The sequence below is a fragment of the Promicromonospora soli genome (assembly GCF_014653785.1).
In the GTDB taxonomy this organism is placed as follows: domain Bacteria; phylum Actinomycetota; class Actinomycetes; order Actinomycetales; family Cellulomonadaceae; genus Promicromonospora; species Promicromonospora soli.
In genome coordinates, this window is record NZ_BNAS01000005.1 from 309840 (window position 1) to 333717 (window position 23878).

Below are 23878 nucleotides of genomic sequence, written 5' to 3' on the forward strand. Positions count from 1 at the left end.
TCGGGTGGCATGCCCCGACCCGGCCCGGCCGCCTCATCACCGTCGGCTCCGTGATGCACGTCGCGAGCGACGCCGACGTCATCTGGGGTTCGGGCGTCAACCCAGCCGTGCGCGCCGCCCGGCACCGGTTTACCGCCCTGGACGTACGCGCGGTCCGCGGACCGCGCACCCACGCGTTCCTCGCCGATCGCGGCCAGGACGTGCCCGCGGTGTACGGAGACCCGGCACTGCTGTTGCCCGACCTGTTTCCCGTCCTCGCCCGATGGTCCGTGACCAAGACGCACGCGCTCACCGTCGTCCCGAACCTGCACGACTGGGACCGGCTCAAGGGCCACCCACGAGCGGTCAGCCCCCGCTCCGGCTTATGGCACGTCTTGCGCACCATCGCCCAGAGCGAGCGAGTCATCGCGTCGTCCCTGCACGGAGTGGTCGTGGCCGAGGCGCTCGGCATCCAGGCCACGCTGCTCGGCGGTCACGAGAAGCCGTTCAAGTACCAGGACTACTACGAGGGCACCGGCCGCCCGATGCCGACGCTGGCCGCGACCATCGACGAGGCGCTCCGTCGCCCTGCCGAGACCCCCGACCTCTCCGGCTGGAACGGCGATGCCCTGTACAGGGCGTTCCCGACGGACCTGTGGGACGGCGCTGCGTCGGGCCGCAGCCTCGCCCCGATCGGGACCGCATGACGGAGGCCCTGCACCGCCCGAAGTCGCTCCACGAGATCCGGTTGGCCACGCTCGAAGTCCTGGCAGAAATCATCGGGACCGGGCGGGACGTAGCGCTCCTCCAGGCACCCAACCAGCGCAACGTCGGCGACACCCTCATCTGGCTCGGTGAGCGCAAGTACTTCACGGCCCTCGGACTTCGGCTGCGACACGTCAGCGATCTCGGGGGGTACGACGCCGACGCGGTCCGGGCGAGCCTGCCCGAGGGCGGCGTGGTGCTCATCCACGGCGGCGGCAACTTCGGCGACCTCTGGTACGGGCACCAGTTGCACCGGGAGCGGGTGACGCGCGACCTACCGGATCTCCCGATCGTCCAACTGCCCCAGTCCGTGTATTTCGCCTCGCAGGCGAAGGCCGAGCAGGCGAACACAGAACTCGGCGCACATCCCGACTTCACGCTCCTCGTCCGGGACGACGGCTCATGGGCACGCGCTGCGCAACAGCTGCCGGGCGTGGCGACGCGATACTGCTGGGACATGGCGCTCGGGTGGCAGCCCCCGCAACATCGTCCCGCGCGGACCGCCCGACGTCCTCTGCTGCTGGCGCGCGCGGACAAGGAGGCTGCTTCCGGGCTCGGTTCCGTCGGTCTCGGGGCCGAGCTCGGAGCGCTGGCAGACCGGGCCGACTGGAAGAACTCCGGGCCCGACGCCGTCGCGTGGCACCTGCTCCGTGTCCTCCCTCGGTTGGCGCACCGGGTACCGGCACTGCGCAGGCCGGCCTTCCAGCCGCTGATGCGCGCTTGCATCATTGCGATCAATGCGATCAACGTCCGCGGCGGCGTGCGCCTCCTCCGGGATCGGCCGCTGGCCGTCGTGGACCGTCTGCACGCCCACATCCTTGCCGGGCTGCTCGAGGTGCCCCATGTGGCGCTCGACAACAGCTACGGAAAGATCAGCGCCGTGTACTCCGAATACACCCACGTGCTGGGCACTGCTCGGTTCGCGTCGGATCTGGACGACGCCTTGAACCAGGCCCGGACGCTCACCGCCGAGGAGCCCGCGTGATCGCCTTTGTCACGTCGCTGCGCCACCCCGTGAACTCGGACGACTACCCACGAGTTGAGGCGCTGCTGCGAGACACCCTGCGATCACTCACCGCGCAGGATCACCCGGACTTCGCCGTGTTCGTCGTCGGCAACAAGGAACCCGGGTTCCTCCTGCCGGACAAGGTTCACTTCGTCCCTGTCGACTTCCCGCCTCCCGTCCTGACCAGAGGGCCGAGAACCCCACGAGACGCGTTCGTCTGGGACAAGGGCACCAAGATCGGCATCGGGCTGCTCGCGGCGCGCGCGGTAGAGCCCGACCACGTCATGATCGTCGATGCCGACGACTTCGTGCACCGAAGCCTGGCAGGCTTCGTGGCCCGCCATCCCGACGCCCCCGGGTGGGTCCTCACCAACGGGTACATCTACTCCCGGGCACGCCAGACGTTCCGGCGCCAGCGGACGTTCAACCGCGTGTGCGGTACCAGTCACGTGGTCCGCTTCGACGCGTACGCGGTGCCTGCCAGGCTCGACACAAAGGCCTCACAGACACAGGTCGCGGACGGCTACGGCGAGCGCCTGCACAGGATCCTCGGTGCCCACCACGACGCCGTGGACTGGCTCGCCAGCAACGACTTTTTGCTTGCCCGACTTCCCTTCCGGGGAGCGGTGTACCAGGTGGACACGGGCGAGAACCACTCCGGATTCAGCCTGCGCGGTGCCTCCGTCCCGGTCACGCACCGGTTCGAGGAGGCGTTCGGAGTGCCGCCACGTGACGAGCACGGCGAGTCCGTGTGGCGGGCGCTCGGCCCGCGAGCGGCCGCGGAGCGGGTGACCGACCTGTCGCGCAAGGTCGGCCGAAGGTTCCAGGCGGCTACCGCACATCGCGTGACCGGCCCCTGAGCATCCGGCCCGCGCGTGCCAGTAGGCGGGCATCATTCCGGAGCGCTCGCCACAGAGCCAGCTCGACGCACAGCATGAGTACCATCGCGACGACTCCGACGCCGATCGAAACCCACGGATACGGCGAACCAACCAGATGTGCCAGCCCGCCGGCCGCCGCGCCGGCGACCGCGTGCGCCACGATCACCCGGACCGCCCCCGCTGCCACACCACGCACAGGCACCTCCCCCGCACGGCCGGCCCACCAAAGACTGACGGGCCACAGGGCGGCCGTGGCCACGGTGTATCCGACTGCCACGCCCATCGGCCCCCAGTAGCTCCCGGCGAGCACGGCCACGATCACGAACGGTCTGGTGCACAACGCCAGTCGGAACTGCGACTTCGTGGCACCGGCCGACATGAAGATCCAGCCAGGTATCGCCGTCAGGACCTGGAAGACACCGGCAACGGCGAGCACCGAGACCAGGGGCATGAGATCGAGCCAGCGTGACCCGAGGACGATCTCGACGACGGGGCGCGGCAGGAAGACGAGGAGCATCAGCAAGGGGACGATGGCATGCCCCAGGACCGCCTGCCCCCCGATCACGTATCGCACGTAGGGGCCGAAGTCGTGCCGCACCCTGGAGAGCACTGGCAGCGCCACTCGCGCAGCGGGCCAGATGAGCTGGCCCACCGGCAGCATCATCAGCTGGAACGCACGGTTGTACAGGCCTGTCGCGACGGCCCCGAACCGGGCGCCTACCACCACCGTGTCGGCGTTCATCCCCACGAAGTTCACGATCTGCGCGCCGAGCAGGTGCGCACCGTACGAGACCTGGTCGCGGACTGACGCGTGTCGGTCCGGAAGTCGGGGCCGCCACCCCGCCACACCGATCGTCAGGACTGTCGAGACAAGGACGACGGAGACCTGCTGCGCCACGAGGGCCCAGTACGAGCCAGTCCCGACCGCGACCGCGATCCCGACGCAGACGCCGGTGAACGAGGCCAGGACTTCAACGACAGCGACCGTCGTGAACCGCAGGCCGCGAAGCAGGCTCGCCCGGAACTGCGACACGAGGCCGCTGAGAACGAAGACGACGGCGATCCAGCGGGCCACGCCCTCGAGCGCCGGCTCGTCGTACGCCGCCGCGATCAGGGGTGCCGCGAGCGCCACGACGGCGCCGGCCAGGACCCCGAGCGCGGAGTTGATCCAGAACAGGTTGTCCCGCTGACCGGACGTCAGCGTCCGCGCCTGGATCGCGGCTTTCGAGAGCCCGAAGTCCTGCAAGAGCTCCGCTACCCCAGCGATGGCGAGCACCATCGCCATGTACCCGTAGTCCCGGGGATCCAGCAGACGTGCGAGCACGGTGAGCGAAACAAGCTGGATGCAAACCCGTGCGACCTGCGAAGCCAACGTGACGGCACCACCTCTGGCGGCTTGCTCACCGAGAGTGGTGCCGGACTCCTGGGCCTCCGTACCGGCCAACGCACTGCCCCCCTGCACTCACGAGGACAGAAATGTCCGATCGGTTTGACACGACTTTATCTGGGAACACCGACAGCGGCAGATTGGGGTTGGACTGGATATGACAGCGGCCATCCTGCGCATACGCAAGACAGGCAAACGATGCAAATGCGACGGGCTCATGCCAGCTCGCGAACTCGCCTCGCCTCGCCTCGCCGGGAACAACTTTCCCGAATATCCTCGCGAGGAGCCAACGCTCCTGCTGGAGCCGGATGACCTGCGCGCATCGCGCCCGCAAGTGCGCCATCCTCGAGGCCCGTGACTTGACCAGACGGAAGAAAGACGATGATGCCTCTGCGACCTGCTACTAGGGCAGAGCTTCGTCTTTCCCAGCAACCAACCGCCGGCCCGATCCAGCCCCGAAACAGCCACGGATCCGGCACACTCGCCGGCGCTGCCTTCGGTGTCTGCGTTTTTGCGGCGTGCAGTAGAGGCGTCCTTGAAACGACAATCGGCAAAGACGTCGGCTACGCCGTACAAGCAATGGCACTTGCGCTTGTCGTGGTGACACTCCGGATCTCTGGATCCACTCCAACCAGAGTCTCGGCACGGAACGGCGTACTCCTATATTGCTTTACGTTGGTGGCTGTACTTTCCGGCGCGTATGTCAGCATGTTCAAAGAATTCACAGCCGCGTGGATCTATGCCCTCGTCATGCTTCTCTTCGCAGTGCCTATGTGGTTCTTCAGCTCCAATTACATCGAGACCGCGCGGAATATCAATGTTCCGTTCTGGCTCGGCGCCGCAGGCGTGGTATCGGTCACCGCCGCGACAGCCCAGCAGGCGCAACTGCTCCTAGATGTCTTGCCGGGAAGCGACATGGCGAGCCTCGGAGGCCTGGTGCGCCCATCGAGCCTGAGCGGAAGCTTTCTGCACTACCCGCTGTTCATCTCGCTGGTCTTCTTTGTGTTCGCGCAGCTCTGGTCCAGCCGCCGACGGGCCGTCTACGGCCTGCTTGCCGCGGCCTTCGCGGTCGCTGTCGTCGTCAGCTTTTCCCGCTCAGGGGCAATGATCCTCATACTCGGCATCGCCGCGTTCGCCGTCACGTCGAGAAATGTGTCGCAGCGCGCGCGGTTCCTGTTCGTCGGGATCTCGCTGACCATGGTCCTGTCACTCATCATGCGCGACACGATCTACGCGGCGCGGATCACTAGCTCGTTGGACCTCGAAGCCGGTGGAAATGCCGGTCGCGTCACAGGGTGGTTGAACGCCCTCGAGCTGTGGGCAGATTCTCCGATGATCATCGGGGGATACACCGGCATGTACACGAATATCACGCAGAACTTCGGCGATTCCTCGTTGGGCGTGGTCGAGTCGGGAATTCTCCAGCAGCTCATCAGTGTGGGCCTGATCGGAGCCGTCCTGTACTACGCACTCATGACCGCGACGATCATGGCGGTGGACAAGCGGCACGCCTGGTTGCGAGCGGGGATGCTGGGAGCCCTCCTCGAAACCTTCGTCTACCAGTCAGTAGAGGTCGTTCCGTTCATGATTACCTTCCTTCTCATGCCCGTCGTTTCCATGCATATCGCCGGGGATGATCCAGGCCATTGGAAGGGAATGGTCGCGCCAGCTGCACGTAAGTTTCGCGAACGGTGAACCACCACTTAAAGAATCGGACGTTGGGAGTCTCGTGGGCATCATCGACTACGTCAGAATCGCCAGAAAGCGCTGGGCGTTCATAGTGGCCCCTGCGCTGGCATGTTTACTGGTCGTGCTCGCGTACTCCTACTCGCAGCCGCCTCTCTACACCGCGCAGTCACTGGTATTCGTCTCGTTCAGCTCTGCCCAGACCACGACGGAGCTGAACGCTGGCGCTACGTATGTGCAGCGCCAGGTTGTCTCGTACACCAACCTGGTCGGTGCCGAACGGGTACTGGATCCTGTCGTGGAGGAGCTCGGTCTCGACACGGGAACAACCGCACTCCGCAAGCGCGTCACGGCGGAGTCGCCGGCGGACACGGTGCTCATCCAGATCTCCGCCACCGACGAGGAGCCGGTGCTGGCCGCCAAGATCTCAGACGCCGTTGCGCAGAACCTGGCCAAGGAAGTTGCCGAGCTTGAGACCCCGGTCGGGGAGGAAACGTCTCCGGTCCGGCTAGAGGTCGTGCGCAACGCTGTGGTCCCGACAGCGCCCAGCGCGCCAAACATCCGCCTCAATGTCGCCATCGCCCTCATCACCGGCCTGATGCTCGGGGCAGGCCTCGCCGCGCTGCGGGAGATACTTGACACCCGCGTGCGCTCGGAGGAGGAGGTTGCAGCGCTCACCGATACCGCCGTCGTCGGACGCATCCCCCTCGACGAGTCGGCCCAGGATCATCCCCTCGTGGTTCAGAGCAGCCCTCATCACGCGCGGTCGGAGGCATTCCGCCGCTTGCGAACAAATCTCCAGTTCCTGGATCTTGAGGGTGGTCCACAGGCGATCGTCGTCGTCTCGTCGGTACCGAACGAGGGGAAGTCGACCACGGCGATCAACCTTGCGATCACACTCGCCGATGCGGACGCGCGGGTGCTACTCATCGACGCGGACCTCCGCCGACCCTCCATCGCGAACTACCTCGGCATCGAAGGTTCCGTCGGACTGACGACCGTGCTGATCCATCGCGCAGAGCTGCAAGACGTCGTTCAGCCTTGGGGCTCTGCCGGGCTGTTCGTCGTCCCCTCGGGCGCGGTCCCGCCGAACCCGGCGGAGCTCGTCGGGTCCCGAAGGATGGCGAAACTCATCGAGCAGGTCCGCGAGCAGTACGACTACGTCATCATCGACACACCTCCGCTCCTGCCAGTCACTGACGCGGCCCTCATGGCCAAGATGACCAGTGGAGCGCTGATGGTCACCGGGTCTGGTCTCGTCCGGCGTGACCAGCTGCTCCAGTCACTTGGCAGCCTGGGTGCGGTGAACGCTCGCGTCCTGGGCATCGTGCTGAACAAGGTGAATCGGGACACGGGCGGGTACAACTATGGGTACGAGTACTACACCTCCGATCCGGGCGACGTGTACAACACGACGCCGGAGCGGTCGTGGCCCACTGCCGCTCCGGTCGCCGAGCCAAACGCGGGAAGCCGAGAGGAGATCTCTGTGCAAGCACTGGAGATCGACGACCTGCCGCCGCGGCACAGCGAGCCCCGTCCACGGCGGCGCGCAGCCCCTTCGTGGCCGACGACAAGGAATGGTCCCGCGCCCACAGATCTCGCGCCCTGAGGCGTCGGGCGAACGGTCTCTCAGGCCGCGTTCGCCCGGCGCGGTCGCCGGAGTCGCCAGACCAACCCGGCCGGATAGCCCACCATCTTCGCCGCATCCCCCACCACTACGACCAGGGGGACACCAGCCAGCAGGCGGAGGACCTGGAACCACCGCTCCGGCCTGCGCACCCAGGCACGGCGAAAGAACTTGGCCGTATAGAACGCGAAGCCGACAGCGAGCACGATGCGAGGCACGGCGCCGAACGGCGCCAGGAACCCGACGGCACCAAGCGCGTACGCGGCAAAGCGCATCGCATGACGTCGCGGCCACAGGCCCGACTTCCCATCACCGCGGGCATAGCGGTAATACTGCTTCGCGCACCCCCGCCACGTGTCCCGGCTGGACCAACGGGCGATCGCCTCGGGCTGGAACGTGAACGACATGCCTGCCCGCTTCATGGCCAGGTCGAACACAAGATCCTCGCAGTAGTCGAGCCACGTCGGATAACCGCCGGCGGCGGCCCAGGCTCGTCGAGTGATCAGCAGCGAGCGACTCGACGGAAGGAACGACTCGGGGTCGACCTCGTCGAGCAGTGGCATGAGTACCGAAGCAAACAGCCGCTCATTCCACGAGAACCACATCGGCTCGAAGAAGCCCGAGACGACGTCGACCTCGTTGCTCTTGGCGGCAACAAGCTCCTTGAGCCAACGGGGATCGAGCCAAGTGCCCGCGTCGGTCACTGCGATCAGGTCATGCTGAGCATGCCGGATCGCACGATTCCGCCCCTCGGAGATATTGGCGCCCGGCGCTTCGATCACAGTGACCTTGACTTCCGCACTGTTCCCCCACGCGGTCAAGATCGCTACGGTCCTGTCGGTCGACCCTCCGTCGACCACCACAACCTCATCGGGAACCAGCAGCTGGGCGGCGAGCGATTCCAAGAAGACAGGAAGGCTCCGCTCCTCGTTGAACACCGTCATCGCAAGCGATACCTGAGGTATCCGGCCGGTCATCGCAGAGTTCCTGTCCCCGTGGGCATCGAGTCAATCTGGTTTACCAGCTGCGCTCGCGACCCCATCGGCACCAGGCAGTACGGGTGCTTGCCGTAGAACCTGGCCGCCGATGCGAACTCCAGCTTCCAAGCCCGCGCAGACAACCCTCGCCCCGTCTCGCGACCCCATCCGTGGTGCCATTGCACATCGCCGTCGACCTTGACGCTGATGCCGCGCTGCCACGCCCGTATGCCCAGATCAGCATCCTCGTAGTAGACGAAGAACCTCTCGTCCCACCCGCCGAGCGACTCGAAGTCCACTCGTGCGACCGCGAGAACCGCCCCCATCACCCAGACGACGTCGGTCACCTCACCTGGCTGTGCAAAACGCTGGTACCTGTCGTCGTGCAGCCTGAACAGATGCTTGATCTTCCGCGTCAGGAACGGCGCACCCCGGCCGTTCTCCTGGAGCGATCCATCAGAGTTCACGAGCTGAGGAGCCACGATCCCCCCGTGCCGCCGCACCTGGTCGGCGAGCGTCGCGATCCCGGCGGGCGTGACAGTGACGTCGGGGTTGCAGAAGATCAGCACCTCGGAGTCCGTCGCCGAGGCGCCCACATTGTTCGCGGCGGAGAACCCTAGGTTGGCGTCCAGCTCGACGACCTGTGCCCCGAGCCGGCGCGCAACCTCTTTCGAGTCGTCCGACGAGTTGTTGTCGACGACCGTCCACCGGTACGGCGCAAACGGCTGGCCGGCCCAGAAGCGCTCGAGGGTACGGGCGCTGTTGTACGAGACGGTGATCAGGCTGACCTCGTCGGGGGACGTCACGGGTTCCTACCTCGCTGTCGGTCGGGCCTCGTCAAGGCCTGTGGGTCGGATCTCGGGCCGAGTCAGTAGGACCCGCGGGGAAAGAACACCTGGCGTGCCGTCCGCAGCATGATTTCGATGTCACCCAGCAGGCTCCAGTTCTCCACGTAGTAGAGGTCCAGACGCGCGCCCTGGTCGAGCGACAGGTCGTTGCGGCCACTCACCTGCCACAGGCCGGTCAGTCCCGGCTTGACGAACAGACGACGCCTCAGCGCGTCGTCGTACTGCGCAACCTCGAGCTCCACCTGCGGGCGTGGACCGACCAGGCTCATGTCGCCCTTGATCACGTTGAGCAGCTGCGGGAACTCGTCGAGCGAGTACTTGCGCAGGAACCGGCCGAGCTGGGTGACCCGCGGATCCGACTTCGGCTTGTAGTACACGCCGACGTCACCGCCGAGCACCTTGGCAAGCTCCGCTTCGGCGTCCTGCCGCATCGACCGGAGCTTGAAGAGCGTGAAGGGCCTGCCGTGCTGACCGATCCGCTGCTGTCTGAACAGTGCCGGGCCCGGGCTTGTCAAGCAGACCAGAGCCGCCAGGACGAGCATCGGCACGGCGACGACCAACAGGATCAGCGTGGCAACCACCAGGTCGAAGATCCGCTTGACCGCATGCTGCGTGCCCGTATAGCCCGGGGGCGAGACCTGTACTACCGGCACGCCGTCGACCGGAGTGACCATCAGCCGTGGGCTCGCGACGTCGGCTAGGGCCGGCACCACCACGAGCTCCGCGCCAGTGGGTTCCAGATCCCAGGCGAGCTGCTTGAGCGCTTGTGGCGTCGCACTGTCTGACGCGGTCACCGCGACGGCGTCGACCTCGTGGGCGCGGGCGGCATCCGCAGCGTCCTCGATGCGGCCGAGGACCGGCACCCCCACGATCGGTGACGGGATCGAGGTACCACCCGGAAGGCACACCCCGACCACCTGGAACCCGGCCTGGTGGGTGCGGTCCACCCGGCGGCAGAGGTCGATGACGGCATCACGCGCCCCGACGACCAGCGTGCGCCGCTGGAACGCGCCCTGTGCCCGTTCCCGGTGCAGCCTGTTGGCGAGCAGCAACCGGCCGCCCACCACCAGCGCGATCCCGATCGGAAGGGTGACGGCCACGTACGACCGCGCCAGATCGAACTTGATGAGATAGCAGATGATCGCGACGAGCCCGAAGAGGGCGACCGTGGCCCGCACCACCCGGAGATACTCCTCCCGGCCCGAGCCAAGGACTCGCGGGCTCCGTGAGCCGACAACACCGAGTGCAAGCACCCACGCCTCGGCGAGCGCGACCGAGATGAGGACGTACTGGCCACCGCGCGGCTCGAAGAGATCCGCCTCGATGCTCCGGTCGAACCGAAGCACGTACCCAAGGGCGACCGCCGCGGTCACGGCCGCGATGTCGACGAAGAGCGCACGTCGGGCGATCACGTCCTGCCAGCGAGCTGCCGGTCCCCGGCGCTGCGCCGGCGCTGTCATCGAGGCGGTGCGGAGAAGGTCTTCGTCGGCCAGCCGCCGTTCGAGATCCGCAGCCTGGCTGTCGACGTCAGCAGGAGGGCGGTTGTCGACTGTCAAGATCCACTCCTGGACTCGTGCATCGGGACCTGTCCATCAAGGCATGAGATGACGGCGCACGCGCTGCACCTCACCTCCACGGAGAGGTACAGCGCGTGAGCCGATCAGGAAGCCGCCTGGGAGGCGGTATCCGGTGGGTCAGCTGCGGCGAACCCGGATGCGGGTCGTCACGATCGCGCCCAGGCCGAGGGCCAGCAGGCCGCCGGCGATCACCAGGTACGGGAGGCTCGTGGAGCCGGTCACAGCCAGTCCACCATCGTCGTCGTCGTCGGCCCCAGCCGCGACGGCGGTGATCGTGAAGACCTCGGACAGCGGATCGCCGTCTGTGCCGAAGGCCTGGAAGGTGAAGTCGCCGGGTGCGGAGATGGTCGCGTCGACGTACACGATGCCCTCTTCGTCGAGCGTGAAGGTATCCGCGCTGGTACCGGCCACTTCCACCTCCTGGTCGACCGTACCGGTCTGCCCCTCGGAAGTAGCCTGCACTGTGACGGTCGCGCCCGGGAGGCCCTCGCAAGTGATGGTGTAACCGAAGTCCTCGCCCGCGGTCACGGTCTGGGCCGTAAAGGTCAGGATGCACGGAGGTTCGCCGGGCCCGTACCCGTCGTCTGCGGCCGCGGCCGCCGCTGGGGCCATCACGGCAGCTGCCGTGACGACCATGGCGCTGATGAGGCGTCGAAGCATTGCTCAGTCCCCTGGTTTGTTCATTGCTACCCGTTGAGATCGGTGCCTTGGCACCGGACACCGCGACCCGGCATATCCAGCGTGAGACGCGCGTTCCCCCAGTCGTTTGCCCAGTCGGGAACGTCATTCTCCGATGGACACTTTCACGGGCCTGGGACCCGGAGTTGTCCGGAGAATGACGCCTCCCTCCTGGTGCTTCCCGGTGATAATTACATACGTCACAGACGATGTCGCGCCCGGGGCAAGTGTGATATCCCGGAACGACAGCCAGAGTTGGTCATGCTTCTGCGGCGATAGCCCGACATTCTCGGAATTCTCGGACGCTGAGGTGATGCCCCCGCCGGCCGGTGCATAAACGAGCACGCGCAACCGGATCTCGCCGGGCCGGCTCTCCTCGTAGCCCAGGATGTACGGCGACAGGTTGGGCACTTCACCTGCGGTGACGCGAGATGTGTAGGTGACGGTCACCGCCAGCTCACGCGATCCGTCCGGGCGCGTCTCGCGCTCCTCCACGTCCACTGCGGTGTCTACGTAATACCCAATTTTCGCCATCTGGATACCTTGGGTAAATACGCCGACCACCGGGTGCTCGCCGTGCACGCCCCGGAGCGCGCCGTCGAGCACCGTGCCCCCCAGGAGGTCCGCCTCGGCGGGTTCGCTGGACCACACCAGCAGTCGGCCCTCGCGGGCCGCGGCGGCCAGGCCGCTGACCCTCCTCGCGGGATCGCCGCCTCCGGCCGAAAGGGTCGCGAACGCCTGCTCTGCCGTGTCCGCGAAGATCGCGTCCTGCGCCTCGGGCGGCTGTGTCTTGTACACCCCGTTGAGCAGGTAGGCCACGAGCTTCTCGCCCTTGAGCATCCCACCAGGGCCGGTGTCGACCTCGCCCACCAGCCCGGCCAGTACCGCCGGGTCTGCCGTGAGCACACCGTCCACGGTCTGCCCGGTCTCGCGACGCCACATCTCGCGCGCGATCTCGGCCGACCTCGGAAAGTCCGGCGTCGACGTCACGTTCTGCATCCACCGCCCCAGGTCCTTGCCGCCGAAGATCCGCTGCTCTTCTTCGGTCAGCTGGACCACCGGCTCCTTGAACGGCCCGACCATCGACCCCGCACGTTGATCGCTGAGCTCGATCTTGCCGTCGTCCGCGTGCAGCACCATTGCGGTCCCCGTGATGCCGCCGAGTGACCGCGGCTCCGCGTTGTTCTGCACGAGCACGAGGTAGTCTCGCGGCCCGTCGGCGCCCAGCATCGGCGGGATGAGCTGCGCGGCGCGCGACGCCGTCGCCGTCGACATCCGCAGGTCGAGCAGCTGTCTTTCCAGGTCAGCGACCGCGTCCGACACCTGCGGCAGCATGGGCGAGCCGTCGATGCGCTCGACGCCCTGCAGCGCGTAACCGACGGACTGGTCGGCCAGCTTCACGTCCGGAGCCACCTTCTCCAGCGGCTCGAGATCCACGCGGCCGCCCTTCGGCGAGAGCGTGGCCGGATCCACCACCTCGAGCACCTCGGCGAGCCGCGGCAGCGGCCCCTGGGCCAGCTGGTCGACCGTTGCCGCCATTGCAGCGACGGCCTCCACCGTCGGCCCGACGCCGGGCAGCCGGCTCACGAACGACCAGTGCGGCCCTTCGGTCGCGCCTCGGGCGTCGGCCGCGTTTCTCTGCAGGTTGGCGACAGTGGTGTCGAGGTTCTTGGTGCGGCCGGCGACAGCGTCGGCCTGCAGCGTGTCGACCCCGCGCGCCGCCCTTTCCAGCGAGCTGCCGGCACGCGCGGCGTCGAGCGCCACCCATGCGACAAGGAAGCCGAGGAGCACGACGAGCCCCACCAGGCCCAGCACGGCGATGTTCAGGTTCCGACGCCGCCGTCGGGTCCAGAACGCGGGCTTGGGCAGCGCCGGCTTCTTCCATGGGCTCGGCGCCGGCGGTGTCCAGCGCTCCGCTGTGGCGGTGCCGTGACCTCCGGTGGCCGCTCCTGCCGATGATCCTGCCCTCTTGAGCGGCACGACTTTCGCGGTCGGGTCGGCGATTTGACTGATCTGCGTGCCCTTAGACGGGCTACCTTTAGGCGAGAACACCGGCGCGTCCGCCCATTTCTCGCCCCACCCAGGGTGCGCCACCGGACCTCCAGATGGATCTGTCTACGCAATGCGCGTTACGTTACCTGTGACATGCCGAGCAGGCGCGGCGAATTGGAATCTGTGCATTTGCACGCAATCTCCCTGCGTTTTGCCCTGAATCGCGAGAGCCTTGATTTCACCCTGCGAAATTCAGGCAACTGAGCACGTAATGCGGAGCCGGATCTAGGCTGGGGTAGCCACAACCACCGAGGGAGACCCGCATGCCCTTTACCGTGCTCGCGGTCTGCACGGGCAACATCTGCAGGTCCCCCGCCGTCGAGACGCTCCTGCGCAGCGTCTTCGACACATCCGTGACCGTCGGCAGCGCCGGGACGAACGCACTGGTCGGCCGTCCCATCGCCGAGCCCATGGCGGAACTCCTCACTGCGGGCGGGTTCCCGCCCGCCGGCTTCGCAGCGCGACAGCTCACCCCAGAGCTCATCAGCGGGGCCGACCTTGTCCTCACCCTGACGCCGGCGCACCGCGCCTGGGTGGTCGACCGCGTGCCGTCCGCCGTCCGCCGCACCCTCACCGTCAGGGAGCTGGGGCGGTTGTCGAGCACGCTGACACCCGGCGCCGTCGTCGGGCAGGACGACGCCGCTCGGCTCGCCGCCCTCCTGCCCGCCGCACTTCTTGAGCGGCCGCGGCACGTCGGCCGCCATCACGACGACGGCGTCTTGGACCCCTACGGCCACTCCGCCGCCGTCTACCGGCGCTCCTACGACCAGATCCTGGACGGGCTGACCCCGATCCTGGCCGCGCTGCGCGCGTGACCCTGCCTGCCCGGCGCAGCGAATTCACCCGGGGAGTGCGGCCGGCGTCGACGGGCGTGACGACCCCCCGTCCGTAGACTGGCAAGGTGCCAACGATCCGCTCCCTGCTGGCCCATCCCGAGGAGCGTCGGCCCAGCCCGCCGGCCCCGCGCGCCAACCTCTTCCGGATTTTCGGCGCGGGCATCGGCCTGTTTGCGATCGGCCTTGTCGTTGCGCTGATCCTCTACCTCACTGACCGCGGCAGCATGGAGTCCGTCGCGATCTGTGGCACGGGCATCGTGCTCGGCGTGCTCGGCCTGCTCTGGGCCCGCCGCCACCGATAGCGGCCGCCGGTCCCCGTACAGGGCCTCAGCCCCAGGCACGTTCGGCGCTCAGCTCCTCCGCGCGCGCCGGGTCGCGCAGCGCGGCCTCCAGGAGGAGAGCGTCCGCGCCGGTCAGCTCCGCCAGCGCTCGGGCCAGTCCCTCGAGTGATGCGGCATGGGCGACGGCTCCGGACACCCACCAGGCGACGCGTTTGCCCTCCACCGTCAGCGCGTCGTGGCGGCGCCAGGCCTCCGGCGCGCCCGGCGCGAGGGCCCGGACCCGCGGATCGAGCGCGACCTGCTCCCCGGGATCGTCGGGGGCGACGTCGGTATCGCCCTCGAACGGGAGGTCCAGCAGGTCGGCGAGCGCCTCGCCGACGTCGGCGGGGGCGGGGACCACCGGGCCGAGCTGGGCCCACTGGGGCGAGGCGGCGACCGCGAGGTCGTCCGTGCTCTCGACCGTGACGCCGGTCGGCCCGAGGGCCGGGAGCCGGGGAGGGGCGATGGCCCGGGAGTCGTGGGCGCGGGCGAGCGCGGCGAGGCCCGTCCAGACGGCGCGGGCGACGTCGGCCGGCAGCCGCGCGGGCGCCTCCGCTTGCGCCTCGGGCAGCCGGGCCAAGACCGCGGGCCACTCGTGTCCGGGCAGGTCAGCGAGGTTGCGTCGGCCGCCGAGCGCGGTCAGGAGCTCCGCGCCCAGGCCGGCGGTCTCGGGCGGAGCGGGCGGGAGCAGCGGCGTGTCCCCGAGGGCGAACGGCGCGCCCAGGCGACGCCGCAGGAACCATGCCGTGTACGACGGCGCCTCCCGCCCCGGGGCGTCCGGCGAGCGCACGGGCGTCAGGAGGGCGCGGCGCAGGTCGGGGTCGGCGGAGATGCGGGCGAGGGCCGCGGCGAGCGGACGCTCCTCGGCAGGGCCGGTGCCCGCCGTGTCCCGCAGCGCGTCGAGGTCGGGCACCGCCTCCACGTCGCCGATCCACGCGCCGACGCCCAGCTCGTCCGCGAGGTGTTCGAGGTACTCGTCCCAGTCGGAGAGCCAGCCCGCGGGGTCGTCCGCGCCGTAGTCGACATCGTCGCCGTCGGACGTCACGACGTCGGTGACGCGGTAGACGCCCAGGTCGGCCCGGGCCCCGGCGGCCCCAAGGGTCTCGCCGCCCCAGCGCTCGACGACCTCGTCGCGCACCAGGACGAGGTCCAGGTTCCGGGCTGCCCAGGTTCCGGGCAGCGCCGCCTCGCGCAGCGGGACTACGTCGTCGTCCGCCACGACAGGGAGCTCCCCGAGCCAGAACGGGAGGTCGCCCGACCCGGACTCGGCCACGGCGAGGTGCACCAGCTCCAGGACGGCGGCGACGGTCTCGGCGGGAGCCGGTTCCTCGGGCGCCCCCTCCCCCTCAGGTGCCGCCCCCGCCAGGGTCCGGGCCGACAGGACGGCACCGAGCTGGTCGGCATCGGCGTCGTCCAGCACGTGCTCCGCGGCGGCCAGCGCCGTCGACCGGACCGCGGCGTCCGCGAGCAGCCCACGCGGCGTGGTCGGTACGGCGCCGGCCCGCTCCAGGAGGGGGTGGGCGACGTCCGGGTGGACCACGCGGACGCCGAGCGCGCGGGCGATCCCTGCGAGGTGCGGGGCCTCGAGCAGCACCGTCCCCCGCGCGCCCCGGGTCACGCGCCCGTCGGCGAGCGGGAGCGGGGCCCCGGCGACCGCCTCGAGCACCGCGGGTTCGCCGGCGTGCTGCGCGAGGGCGTCGAGGGCCGCGTGCATGACGTCCGGGTCGGGCGGCAGGGCCTCGACCAGGTCGGCGAGGTCCAGGGAGTCCGCTCCGAGCGAGCGCGCCAGGGCCTGGTGGCGCACGGGGACGGTGACCAGGGCCCGGGCGGAGCCGATCGCGAGCGCCCGGGCGAGCGCCGGGTCCTCGCCGAGCGGCCCGGCGAGGAACGCGGCGTCCGACGGCGCGACCCCCGGCGCCGCGCTGGGCACATCGTCGAACGCGTCGGCGCGTAGCTGTTCCGGCGCGCTCGGCGGCAGGAGCGGCGTGTCCCGCAGCGCGTCGACGGCGGACGCGCGGATCGCGGCGTCGACGTCGCCCGCCGGGAGCCCGGCCGGCACCAGGTCGAGGACGTCACGCTCCGCCGCGAGCTCGCCCAGGAACGCGGCGTACGCGCGGCCCGCCTCGGCGGCCACCCGGTCCGACGTCGGGCCCGGGAGCACGCCACGCCGTCCCGGATCCACCGGGAAGGACGCGATGAGCAGTCCTGGGAACGTGAGCCGGACGTCGGTTGGTGTCGGCGCGTGCAGCACCGGGCTCCCTGCCGGGCGGGTCCCCGTCCTGGGCAGTGCCCAGAGCACCGACCAGTCCGACCGTCGCGCCTCGGACGGCAGCGACTCGTCCGGGCCCAGCACTCCGGACGCCCGGTGCACGCGCCACCGCGAGCCGACGTCGCGCAGCACGCGCGGGGTCGCTCGCGGCGCGGCGCCAGCCGGTTCAGAACCCGGCTGACCTGCGAAGTCGTCCTCGATCACCACTTCGTCGAGCGCGGGCAGGGCGAGCAGGAGCGCATCGTCGACCGCGGCGAGCTGGGCGCGGACGGCGGCCACCGCATCGGCGTCGCGCAGCAGGAGCTCGACCACGGTGTCCGGCTCGTCCGGGGCGGTTCCGGGAGCAGGGAACGGAAGCCGCAGCACGGGCAGCGCGTCGCCGCGGGCCGCGGCCTCTTCGCGGAGATCGGTCGGTTGCGCGGCGGCCGACGCGAGATCGGTCCCTCCCAGCCCGAGCTCAGAGCGCGTCGCGACGAGCGAGAACCGCACTCCGCCACCTCGGGAGCGGACCAGGATCTCGTCCGACACGGACCGGACGGCGGCGAACCCGACGCCGAACCGCCCCACTACACCGGCGGGCCCCCGGACAGCGCCGTCGGCACCGGCCTGCCCCGGGACCACGGCACCCTCGGCCGGCCCGACCTTCGCGGAGGCCCGGAGGGACGCCAGCGACGCCACGCCGTCGGCGTCGAGCGGTGCGCCGGTGTTGGCAGCGACGAGCCGCCAGGCCCCGCCACCGGCGGTGCCGCCAGAACCAGAGCCAGAGCCAGAGCCAGAGCCACCGTCACCGGACCCGCCCGGCTCCAGGCGAAGTGTCAGCCGGCCGGGCACCCCGGCGCGCGCGGCGGCGTCGGCCGCGTTCTGCGCCAGCTCCACCACCACACGATCGCGGTAGTACCCGCGCGCGTGGTCCTCCTCGGAGTTCGCGTCCTCGCGAAAGCGCGTGGGCGACGCGAGCCACGCCTCGGTCACCGCGCGCCGCAGCGCACCGGTGCCGAAGGGGTCGAGGGTCACTCGGGGGATTCGCCCTCGCGGCCGGGGGTCTCGACAGGCTCGACCAGAGGAGCGGACTCGACCTCGTGCTCGTCGATCAGCGGCGCCGGCGCCGGCCAGTCGGTGGGGTGCTCCTCGACGTCGGTCTCCGAGTGGGCTCCGCAGCCGTGGTCGAGAGAGACCACCTTGCCGTCGTCGGGCGACCACTCGTTGGCGCACACCCCGAAGAGCTGGCCCATCGGGCCGGAAAGCGGGATGAGGAACGCGCAGGCCATGCACTCGGCGGCCGACGCGACGGCGCCCGCGGAGGTGGGTCCGCGCGATCCGCGGTACCAGCGCTCTGCGGCCTCGTCCCGGCCCCGCGGGGACAGCACGCGGGCGCGGGCGAGCGCGAGCTCCTCGATCGCCACCTCGTCCACCTCGGGGTCACCCGTCGGGGTGAAGCCGGGCTCGAGCCGCGGGTCGTCGGCACGGAACGGCAGCACGTCACCCGGGCCGATGTCGCCCGGACGCAGCCGCTCGGACCACGGCAGCCAGGCGGGGGCGAGGATCGCCTCGTCGCCGGGCAGCAGCTCGACCTCGCTGATCGTGGCGGTCCGGCCGCGCGGCACGCGCGTCACCGTGACCGTCCAGTGCCAGCCGCGGTACCCCCGCATGGTCGCGGCGAAGCGGTGCGAGACCACCCGCTCGTCCTCGAAGAGGGTGCCGAGGTGCTCCCCGACGTCGTCCGGTCGCTCAGCCACCTCCTCGGCAGCGGCGCGCGCGAGCTCGGCGGCACCGTTCAGCACGGCGTCTCGGCTCGAGCGTGCAGCGACCCGCCGGGTCGGCGTTCGTCGGGCGGGCGCGATGGTCGTCACCATGTTCCTCGTGACCTCGTGGGGGGTTCTCAGGCGTCGAAGTCGTCTGCGACCTTGCGCAGCATCTTGGCGAGCAGCTCCGGGTTCTTCGGATAATGCCCCTTGCGCAGGTCGTTGGCCACGCGGTCCAGCATCTGCGTGAGGTCGCCGACGATCACAGCCATGTCGTCGGCGGGCTTCCGCTTCGCCTTGGCGACCGACGGTGCGGCGTCGAGGACCTTGACCGCGAGTGCCTGCGGACCGCGGCGGCCGTCGGCCACCCCGAAGTCCACGCGCGCGCCCGGCTTGGGGACTACGCCCTCAGGCAGGGCGGAGGCGTGCAGGAATACCTCGCCGCCGTCCTCGTTCGCGATGAAGCCGAAGCCTTTGTCGGTGTCGAACCACTTGACCTTGCCGGTGGGCACTGCGACCTTCTTCTGTGCTTGTCGATACTGCTCGCGGAACTTGCTCATGACGGCCCGGGCTGCTGCGACTGCGCGCGCCACCTAGGCCGGATACCCAAGGCTACCGGGCGGAAGCCTGCCCCGTCGCACGCATTGGCCACACTTCGCCCGCGCGGCCAGGTCCACACCGGCAGCAGCCGCCCGGTTGCTGGGTTCACACCGCGATGCCCAGGTCCACGCCGAGCCGGAGCGCCACCTCGTCGAACCACGCCGCCGGGTCGGCGACAGAGCCCACCTGGTGCCCGAACAGCTCGAACGAGATCACGCCGAACAGCATGGTCCACGCCATGAGCGCGCGGCGGACCGTCTCCGGCAGCTCGTCGTCCGACAGGTCCAGGCTTGCCATCAGCCCGTGCTCCTTGATGAAGGCCAGCGCGGGTGCCACTGTCCCGGGCGGGGCCGCGGACGCAGTCCCGGAGGCCGGCACGACCGGCGGGCGCGCACCCGCCGCGTAGGCGTCCCCGACGATGCGCACGAGCACGCGAACGACGCGCGTGGCCGGGTCGACGGTGTCCCGCGGCGCGACATAGCCGGGTACCGGCGTGCCGTACAGCAGCCCGAACTCCCCCGGATGAGCCACGCACCACGTCCGTACGGCGCGGAAGGTGCCGATCCAGCGGGCGGCTGTGTCCGCGCGGTCGGCGACGGCGGCGTCGGCACCCTCGGCGGTGGCGCCCAGCTCGTCGTACGCCTCGATGAGCAGTGCGGTGAGCAGCGCGTCGCGGCTCGGGAAGTACCGGTACACCGCCGAGGAGACCATCTCGACGTCGCGCGCGACGGCGCGCAGCGACAGCGCGGCAGGGCCGTCGGTGGTCAGCCGCGCGCGGGCGGAGTCGAGGATCTCGCGGGTGATCGCCTCGCGAGCGAGGGCGCGGGCAGTACGGGCCGGACTCATGCGCCCCAGGCTGCCATGTTTGGATCACCGCACACAAATGTGAGCGCTGCTCTTGTTTTCGACGGCCGGACATGCCACGCTTACGGCACGCCAATGAGAGCACTGCTCTCGGAATGGAGCATTGATCATGTCTGACAACCACCTCATCGTCGGCGCCGGCCCTATCGGCCGCCACGTCGCGGCCCTCCTCGCCGACCGCGGTTCCCGCGTCACCGTCGCGAGCCGCTCCGGCCGCAGCACCGGGATCGACGACGTCGAGCACGTCGCCCTCGACGCCTCCGACGCCGACGCCCTGGCCCGAGCCGCCGAGGGGACCGACTACCTCTACAACTGCGCCAACCCCGCCGACTACACCCAGTGGGAGCGCGTGTGGCCGCCGCTCGCCGCGTCCCTGCTGTCGGCCGCCGAGCGCTCCGGCGCGGTCTACGCGATTACCGGCACCCTCTACCCCTACGGCCCGGTCGACGTCCCCATCTCCGAGGACCTGCCCGCCGCCGCCACGGACCACAAGGGTCGGCTCCGGGCCCGCATGTGGGCGGAGGCGAAGGCCGCGCACGACGCCGGGCGCATCCGGGCCGTCGAGATCCGCGGCTCCGACTACATGGGCCGCGGCGTCGGCGGCAACGGGCACATCTCGCGCCTCATGCCCGCCGCGCTGCAGGGCAAGCGCGTCACGATGATGGGCCGCACCGACCTGCCGCACACCTTCACCGACGTGCACGACGCCGCCCGCACCCTGATCGCCGCCGCCGAGGACCCGGGTGCCCACGGACGCGTCTGGCACGTCCCGAGCAACCCGCCGGTCACGCAGGCCCAGGCCCTGACGGACGTGCTCGGATCCGTGGGCAGGCCGCCCGTGAAGATCTCGTCCCTGCGCGGCACCGGGCTCGCCGCCGTCGCCCTGGTCTCCCCCTTCATGCGGGAGATGCGCGAGATCATCTACCAGTGGGAGCGCCCGTACGTCCTGGACGACACCGCCGCCCGTACCCGCTTCGGCATCACTCCGACGCCGTGGGAGGAGATGTGCCGCCGCACCGCGCAGGGCTGACGGCGGTCCGGGCGTGGAACGACCGGACTTCGGCCCGGGAAACCCGCGTAGCATCGTCAGGATGGCCTCCTCGCTCCCCGCAGCGCCGGCGGCGGCCACGCGGCACTTCGCCGACGACCTCCGGCAGCGCTCGGACACCGCGCTCGTCGCGCTCCTGCGCGCCCGTCCTGATCTCGCCACCCCATCCCCCTCGACGCTCCGCTCGCTCGCTGCCCGCGCGTCGAGCCGCACCTCGCTCGAACGCGCCCTCGCGCGCGCCGACGCCCTGACCCTGCAGGTCCTGGAGGCGGTGCTCGCCCTCGAGCCGGTCTACCGCGCCTCGCCCGATGCCGGGTCGCCGCTTCCCGGTTCCCTCACCACCGAGGTGGTCAACTGGGCGCTGGGTGGTTCTGCGGAGGACCGGCCCCGCGTCGAGGCGGCCGTGCGGCTGGCCGTCGAGCAGGCCCTGCTCTGGGACACCGGCCCGGGGTCCGACATCGAGGGCGGCGCCGGTGCGGGTGCCACCCCGGCGGAGCCCGTCGACCTCCGCACGGCGCCCGGGCTCGACGAGCTGCTCGGCCCGAACCCCGCGGGCCTGGGCCCCCACCTGGATCCCGTACCGGGCGGGCTCGCCGAGGCGGTCGGGTACGCGCTCGGCTCCGAGTCCGGGCGCACGAGGACCGCTCCCGCGCTCGACGCGCTCCTCGCCGAGGCACCTCCCGGCGCCCGCGCGATCCTGGACGCGCTCGCCTGGGGGCCACCGGTCGGCGTCGTGCCGCCCGCCGGATCCCGGCCGCGTGACGCGGTGAACTGGCTGGTCACAGCGAATCTCCTGGTCCGCTCGGACGCCCGGCACGTGGTCATGACGCGCCTGGTCGGGCTCGCGCTCCGCGGCGGGCACACCCACCGCGAGCCGCGCACCCGGCCGCCCGAGCCGGAGGGCCGCACGGTGCTGGCCGTCACCGCCGACGCCGAGGCGGCGAGCGCCGCGCTCGAGCTGGTCCGCCGCGTGCGGGTGCTGCGGCAGTCCTGGGACGCGAACCCGCCGTCGGTCCTCCGGGCCGGCGGTCTGGGCGTGCGCGACCTGCGCCGGGTTGCCGCCCAGCTGGAGACGGACGAGCGCGCGACAGCGTTCGTGGTCGAGGTAGCGGCGCTGGCCGGCCTGGTGCGGGACGACGGCGAAGCGCCGCCGTCGTACGTGCCGACCGTGACGGACTGGGACGACCTGGACGACGCCGCCCGCTGGGCGCGGCTCGTCGAGGCCTGGCTGGCCTCCCGCCGCGCGCCGTGGCTGGTGGGCTCGCGGGACGACAAGGGCGCGCTCCGGCCGCCGCTCTCACCGGACCTGCAGCGGCCGTGGGTGCCGCGCCTGCGAAACGGCGTGCTGGGGGTGCTCGCCGCCGGACCGGCCGGCGACACCGTGCTCGCGCCGACTCCCGCCGCCGTCGTCGATGTGCTGACCTGGCACACGCCCCGGGCCGTACCGCCCGCGAGCGCTGTCGAGGGCCTGCTGGCGGAGGCGGAGTGGCTGGGTGTGACGGGCGCCGGCGCGCTGTCGACGCCCGGCCGCGCTCTGCTCCGCATCCCGCACGACGAGCCCCACGCGCCGGGCGACGCCGCCGCCGCGCTGCGTGCGGTCCTGCCGCACGAGGTGGACGAGATCCTGCTCCAGGGTGACCTCACGGGGATCGTCCCGGGCCGCCCGTCGCGTGAGCTCGCGCGGCTGCTGGAGCGGTCGACGGACATCGAGTCGCGGGGCGCCGCCACGACCGTTCGGTTCAGCCCGGCGTCGGTCACCCGGGCGCTCGACCACGGCGAGACCGCGGACGGCCTGCTCGACGAGCTGTCCCACCGGTCGCCCGTGCCGGTCCCGCAGCCCCTGGAGTACCTGGTCCGCGACACCGCCCGGCGGCACGGGGCGGTGCGCGTGGGTTCGGCGTCGTCGTACCTGCGGGCCGCCGACGCCACCGTCCTCGCCGGTCTCGAGCACGACCCGACGCTCGTCAGCCTGGGCCTGGTGCGGCTCGCGCCCACGGTGCTCGCGGCGTCGGTCCCAGCGGCCGCCCTGCACGAGATCCTGCGCAGCCGCGGCCTGGTCTCGGCCCTCGAAGGGCCGGACGGCCGCGTGCTCGTCGCACGCCGGGGCGTGCTGGGTCGTGCGATGCCGGCCCCGCGCTCGGCGGCCGCGATCCGGACGGGCTCGGGGTCCGACATCGCCACACGCGCGCCCGACCCCGAGGCGCTGGTCGCCGAGCTCCGCGCCGTCGAGGCGGCGGCGCGAGCCGGTGCGCGGGCGCGGGCGGACGCGGCCGAGGTGGCGCGGTCGGTGTCCACGTCCGGCGGCGGCATCCCGCTGCGCGGCTACCGGGTCGTGGCCGGCCGGCCGGGCCGCACCGAGATCACCGAGGTCGAGCAGCTGACGGGCACCCCGGTCGCCCCGGAGAGACCCACGCCGACGCCGGCGAGCGCGGCCCCGGCGTCCGCCGACGGGCCCGTTGTCGAGGCCCTGGAAGACGACCCGGGAACACAGCACCCCGCCGACGGGTTGGCATTGCTGCGCGACGCGCTCCGCGACGGCTCCACCGTGATCGTCGAGGTGGCCGGGCACACCGGCCGGCTGGAGCGCCGCGAGCTGAAGCCCCTGAACCTCGACGGCGGGAGGCTTCGCGCGCTCGACCCGGACCGAGAGGCCGAGCTGACGATCGCCGTCCACCGCATCGCGTCGGTCCTGCCGACATCGTCCACGCCGTAGACCGCAGCTGAGCAAGACCGAGG

The 23878-nt window shown here is 70.6% G+C and carries 19 protein-coding genes; 9 read left to right on the top strand and 10 right to left on the bottom strand.

Annotated elements, in window-relative coordinates; genetic code table 11:
- Positions 1-53: 53 nt before the first annotated feature.
- The 3 genes from IE250_RS17555 to IE250_RS17565 are packed head-to-tail and all read left to right on the top strand — an operon-like array spanning position 54 to position 2610.
- Positions 54-686 carry a polysaccharide pyruvyl transferase family protein gene (locus IE250_RS17555; RefSeq protein WP_229872573.1) on the top strand — a complete coding sequence of 211 codons (633 nt, stop codon included), beginning with the start codon at positions 54-56 and terminating at the stop codon, positions 684-686.
- Entirely contained in the window at positions 683-1729 is a 1047-nt protein-coding gene (locus IE250_RS17560) for a polysaccharide pyruvyl transferase family protein (RefSeq protein ID WP_189670574.1), read from the top strand. Before IE250_RS17555 ends, IE250_RS17560 begins: the two co-directional genes overlap by 4 nt.
- Positions 1726-2610, top strand: a complete 885-nt coding sequence (locus IE250_RS17565; RefSeq protein WP_189670575.1) for a glycosyltransferase family 2 protein — start codon at positions 1726-1728, stop codon at positions 2608-2610. Before IE250_RS17560 ends, IE250_RS17565 begins: the two co-directional genes overlap by 4 nt.
- On the opposite strand, the gene IE250_RS17570 is transcribed toward IE250_RS17565, so the two are convergent.
- On the bottom strand, positions 2582-4093 hold the full coding sequence (locus IE250_RS17570) for a lipopolysaccharide biosynthesis protein (protein WP_229872554.1): 1512 nt from the start codon (positions 4091-4093) through the stop codon (positions 2582-2584). The genes IE250_RS17565 and IE250_RS17570 overlap by 29 nt on opposite strands.
- 603 nt (positions 4094-4696) lie before the next feature.
- On the opposite strand from IE250_RS17570, the gene IE250_RS17575 reads away from it, so the two are divergent.
- On the top strand, positions 4697-5713 hold the full coding sequence (locus IE250_RS17575) for an O-antigen ligase family protein (protein WP_189670577.1): 1017 nt from the start codon (positions 4697-4699) through the stop codon (positions 5711-5713).
- A gap of 34 nt (positions 5714-5747) precedes the next feature.
- Positions 5748-7313 carry a tyrosine-protein kinase domain-containing protein gene (locus IE250_RS17580; protein ID WP_189670578.1) on the top strand — a complete coding sequence of 522 codons (1566 nt, stop codon included), beginning with the start codon at positions 5748-5750 and terminating at the stop codon, positions 7311-7313.
- A 20-nt stretch (positions 7314-7333) separates the two neighbouring features.
- Here IE250_RS17580 and IE250_RS17585 read toward each other — a convergent pair whose 3' ends face one another.
- The 5 genes from IE250_RS17585 to IE250_RS17605 form a co-directional block, all read right to left on the bottom strand.
- A complete protein-coding gene (locus tag IE250_RS17585) occupies positions 7334-8308 on the bottom strand; it encodes a glycosyltransferase (protein WP_189670579.1) in 975 nt (324 codons plus the stop codon).
- The gene (locus IE250_RS17590) at positions 8305-9114 is read right to left on the bottom strand and encodes a glycosyltransferase family 2 protein (protein ID WP_189670580.1); all 810 of its coding nucleotides are present in this window, start codon (positions 9112-9114) and stop codon (positions 8305-8307) included. Before IE250_RS17590 ends, IE250_RS17585 begins: the two co-directional genes overlap by 4 nt.
- Before the next feature lie 62 nt (positions 9115-9176).
- Positions 9177-10712 (bottom strand): sugar transferase, encoded by a 1536-nt coding sequence (locus tag IE250_RS17595; protein WP_189670581.1) that lies wholly within the window; start codon positions 10710-10712, stop codon positions 9177-9179.
- A 138-nt stretch (positions 10713-10850) separates the two neighbouring features.
- Positions 10851-11393, bottom strand: coding sequence for a hypothetical protein (locus IE250_RS17600; protein WP_189670582.1), 543 nt, complete (start codon positions 11391-11393; stop codon positions 10851-10853).
- A 123-nt stretch (positions 11394-11516) separates the two neighbouring features.
- On the bottom strand, positions 11517-13391 hold the full coding sequence (locus IE250_RS17605) for a DUF4012 domain-containing protein (protein WP_189670583.1): 1875 nt from the start codon (positions 13389-13391) through the stop codon (positions 11517-11519).
- A gap of 335 nt (positions 13392-13726) precedes the next feature.
- On the opposite strand from IE250_RS17605, the gene IE250_RS17610 reads away from it, so the two are divergent.
- Together IE250_RS17610 and IE250_RS17615 are read left to right on the top strand one after the other, a co-directional pair.
- Complete coding sequence (locus tag IE250_RS17610; protein WP_189670584.1) at positions 13727-14278, top strand: arsenate-mycothiol transferase ArsC; 552 nt, start codon at positions 13727-13729, stop codon at positions 14276-14278.
- Between the two features lie 86 nt (positions 14279-14364).
- Positions 14365-14601 (top strand): DUF2530 domain-containing protein, encoded by a 237-nt coding sequence (locus tag IE250_RS17615; protein ID WP_189670585.1) that lies wholly within the window; start codon positions 14365-14367, stop codon positions 14599-14601.
- 25 nt (positions 14602-14626) lie between these two features.
- Here the strand turns inward: IE250_RS17615 and IE250_RS17620 are convergent, their stop codons facing one another.
- From IE250_RS17620 to IE250_RS17635, 4 genes are all read right to left on the bottom strand, one after another.
- Entirely contained in the window at positions 14627-17902 is a 3276-nt protein-coding gene (locus IE250_RS17620; RefSeq protein WP_189670586.1) for an ATP-binding protein, read from the bottom strand.
- Positions 17899-18741, bottom strand: a complete 843-nt coding sequence (locus IE250_RS17625; protein ID WP_189670587.1) for a DUF3027 domain-containing protein — start codon at positions 18739-18741, stop codon at positions 17899-17901. Before IE250_RS17625 ends, IE250_RS17620 begins: the two co-directional genes overlap by 4 nt.
- Positions 18742-18767: 26 nt before the next feature.
- Positions 18768-19142, bottom strand: a complete 375-nt coding sequence (locus tag IE250_RS24990; protein ID WP_189670718.1) for a cold-shock protein — start codon at positions 19140-19142, stop codon at positions 18768-18770.
- Positions 19143-19335: 193 nt separating this feature from the next.
- A complete protein-coding gene (locus IE250_RS17635; RefSeq protein WP_189670588.1) occupies positions 19336-20076 on the bottom strand; it encodes a TetR/AcrR family transcriptional regulator in 741 nt (246 codons plus the stop codon).
- A gap of 127 nt (positions 20077-20203) precedes the next feature.
- On the opposite strand from IE250_RS17635, the gene IE250_RS17640 reads away from it, so the two are divergent.
- Positions 20204-21124, top strand: a complete 921-nt coding sequence (locus IE250_RS17640; RefSeq protein ID WP_189670589.1) for an NAD-dependent epimerase/dehydratase family protein — start codon at positions 20204-20206, stop codon at positions 21122-21124.
- Positions 21125-21185: 61 nt separating this feature from the next.
- Entirely contained in the window at positions 21186-23855 is a 2670-nt protein-coding gene (locus IE250_RS17645) for a helicase-associated domain-containing protein (protein WP_189670590.1), read from the top strand.
- The last annotated feature ends 23 nt before the right edge of the window (positions 23856-23878 follow it).